The organism is Nostoc sp. CHAB 5715 (assembly GCF_020829685.1).
In the GTDB taxonomy this organism is placed as follows: Bacteria; Cyanobacteriota; Cyanobacteriia; order Cyanobacteriales; family Nostocaceae; genus Nostoc.
Genome location: NZ_JAIVFR010001149.1, coordinates 1 through 2,153, shown reverse-complemented (window position 1 = coordinate 2,153; position 2,153 = coordinate 1). Strand labels below are relative to the sequence as shown.

3 protein-coding genes and 1 pseudogene are annotated in these 2,153 nt (G+C 39.1%); 1 reads left to right on the top strand and 3 read right to left on the bottom strand.

Annotation, left to right across the window (positions count from 1 at the left end):
* Window positions 1-402 precede the first annotated feature (402 nt).
* Complete coding sequence (locus LC574_RS37050) at window positions 403-1,023, top strand: universal stress protein (protein WP_229458610.1); 621 nt, start codon at window positions 403-405, stop codon at window positions 1,021-1,023.
* Between the two features lie 195 nt (window positions 1,024-1,218).
* Here the strand turns inward: LC574_RS37050 and LC574_RS37045 are convergent, their stop codons facing one another.
* The 3 genes and pseudogenes from LC574_RS37045 to LC574_RS37035 form a co-directional block, all read right to left on the bottom strand.
* A complete protein-coding gene (locus tag LC574_RS37045; protein WP_196526728.1) occupies window positions 1,219-1,431 on the bottom strand; it encodes a high light inducible protein in 213 nt (70 codons plus the stop codon).
* Between the two features lie 42 nt (window positions 1,432-1,473).
* Window positions 1,474-1,686 carry a high light inducible protein gene (locus tag LC574_RS37040; RefSeq protein WP_229458609.1) on the bottom strand — a complete coding sequence of 71 codons (213 nt, stop codon included), beginning with the start codon at window positions 1,684-1,686 and terminating at the stop codon, window positions 1,474-1,476.
* Between the two features lie 43 nt (window positions 1,687-1,729).
* Window positions 1,730-1,933: pseudogene (locus LC574_RS37035) on the bottom strand (high light inducible protein).
* Between the last annotated feature and the right edge of the window lie 220 nt (window positions 1,934-2,153).

Sequence of the window (2,153 nt, the reverse complement as noted above, 5' to 3'; positions counted from 1 at the left end):
ACTTGTAGGCGGTGGACGTTGGTGCGTGCGGTCATGAGCTTCTCCTTGGGAATGGCAACACTGTATTCGATACTTTGAATGACATTAAGTCAAAGAAAGGCGATTTATCAGTGACAAAAATAAATGCAATGGCGGACGCACCAACTTGGGGTAGGTCCGCATGCCGGGCATTGCTGGCACGCATATATTGAATGTCTTAAATATTTGGCTGTCTTTTCTTCAATGGGATTGATTTAAGATTTTAAATTTTGGTTATCGTCACTCAATCCAAAATCGTTCGACTGACTTCTACTGAGCCTTGTCGAAGTAGCGTAGCCGAAGTCCAAAATCTCAAATTGATCGCCCTGCTTCTCATTGTTAATTCATTTCATTGGGAGAAGTAAAGCTGTGCAAATTAAGCCAATGTTAGCACGTCTGCAAAGTGCCACAGGCCGAGATGACTTAATTGAACAAATGGTACTGTTGCCAGAACCAAAAAAACCTTTTTCTAAAAAACCTCAAAAAGCAAAAGCAGTTAATTTAATTGTTGCCTATGACGCATCTCCTAACAGTCATACGGCACTAGATATTGCCTTTTGGATTGCCCATCAAACGCGTTTAGCTACTAATGCAGAAGTCACAGTTCAAGCCGTTTATGTGCTAAAAGACAATTCAAAAAGCCAGTATCCAAATGTCTTGAGCTTACCAATACAACAGCCTGCATTGGAGTGTCAAATCAGTCAAATATCAAAGTCTGCCACACAGGTATTAACTCAACCCCAATTGCAAACAGTGGTAACTCCCCTGCAACAAGCAGATATAATTCTCTGGCAAGCCCGAAGTCTGGCTGAAGAATGGCAGGGTTGCTTCAAATCTCATTTACGGTTTGGCTGCATTTCTATAGAACTTAACAAAGTTGTTGAATCAGAAGCTGCCGATATTCTGTTTCTCGGTTGCAACTCTGTGAATCATCCGATGATTGAGGCACTAGGTTCTAATTTCCCCTGCGCTGTTTTGGGTATTCCCAGTTGTATTGATGAATAATCACTGTTAAGATTTTCAGTAATTTTTATCCAATTGTAATCATAGATAAGTCACCTATAACTAGGTGGCTTTTTTCGCTAATATTAAATTAAATATAAAATGCTCAGGAGATAAATCCCCGACTTTTGGTGAAAAGCCGGGGTTTTGAGTAATGTATTTATTTATACTCAAATACTTATCAATTCTGAGCTATTCCTAATATCCAATTAGGTGTAGGACATCGCGTAAGACGCTATAACCAGCTAAATCCCAAAGTAAATATGCAAGGAATCCAATTGCTGCCAAGCGACCATTCCAAATTTCGGCTTGAGGTGTCCAGCCAAACAGAAATTCATTGCGATCGCGCCCATTGTATTCTGCTGCAACAGGTGGTAAATCTGTAGATGGACGAGTTCCTTGAGTTGCCATTTTTTTTCTCCAATATCTAGTAGTTTTTTAGGTGTTTAAGTTCTAGTAGCCAACTATGCGTAAAACGTCACGCAAAACGCTATAACCAGCTAAATCCCACAATAAATAGGCTAGAAAACCAATTGCTGCCAAGCGACCATTCCAGATTTCGGCTTGAGGAGTGAAGCCAAACAAAAATGCATTGCGATCTATGCCGTTGTATTCTGCTGCAACAGGTGGTAAATCTGTAGAAGGACGAGTTTCTTGAGTTGCCATTTTTTTTCTCCGATATCTAGTAATGTTTCAAGTGTTTAATGTTCTAATACCCAATTAAGGGCAAAACGTCACGAACAAAGCTATAGCCAGCTAAATTCCAAAGTAAATAGGCAAAAAAGCCAATCATTGCAAAATGACCGTTCCGAATTTCGGTTTGAGGAGTCTAGCCAAACAGAATTTAATTGCGATATTTGCCATTCCATTCTGTTGGAAATAGTGGCAAATCTCTAAAATAACGAGTTGCCATTTTTTTATCCTCAACGATTCATTTGTTAACTTTAATGTAGCTGTTTGTAACTAGACTTATTTCTGTCTCTGGGTACAAACCACAGGCACTTCTTCTGGACGATTATCAGAAATGTATTTTTTTAGACAAATCCACCCCGAGAGGGTGACCAAAAACAAATATGTCAACATATGTAAAGAACTTACATGTTTCTTTTAATTCAAATAGATTCAATCGCTAT

Bases quoted from the DNA above. Each gene is read 5' to 3' on its own strand.
- LC574_RS37050 (WP_229458610.1), top strand. From the start codon at position 403: ATGTTAGCACGTCTGCAAAGTGCCACAGGCCGAGATGACTTAATTGAA.
- LC574_RS37045 (WP_196526728.1), bottom strand. From the start codon at position 1,431: ATGGCAACTCAAGGAACTCGTCCATCTACAGATTTACCACCTGTTGCA.
- LC574_RS37040 (WP_229458609.1), bottom strand. From the start codon at position 1,686: ATGGCAACTCAAGAAACTCGTCCTTCTACAGATTTACCACCTGTTGCA.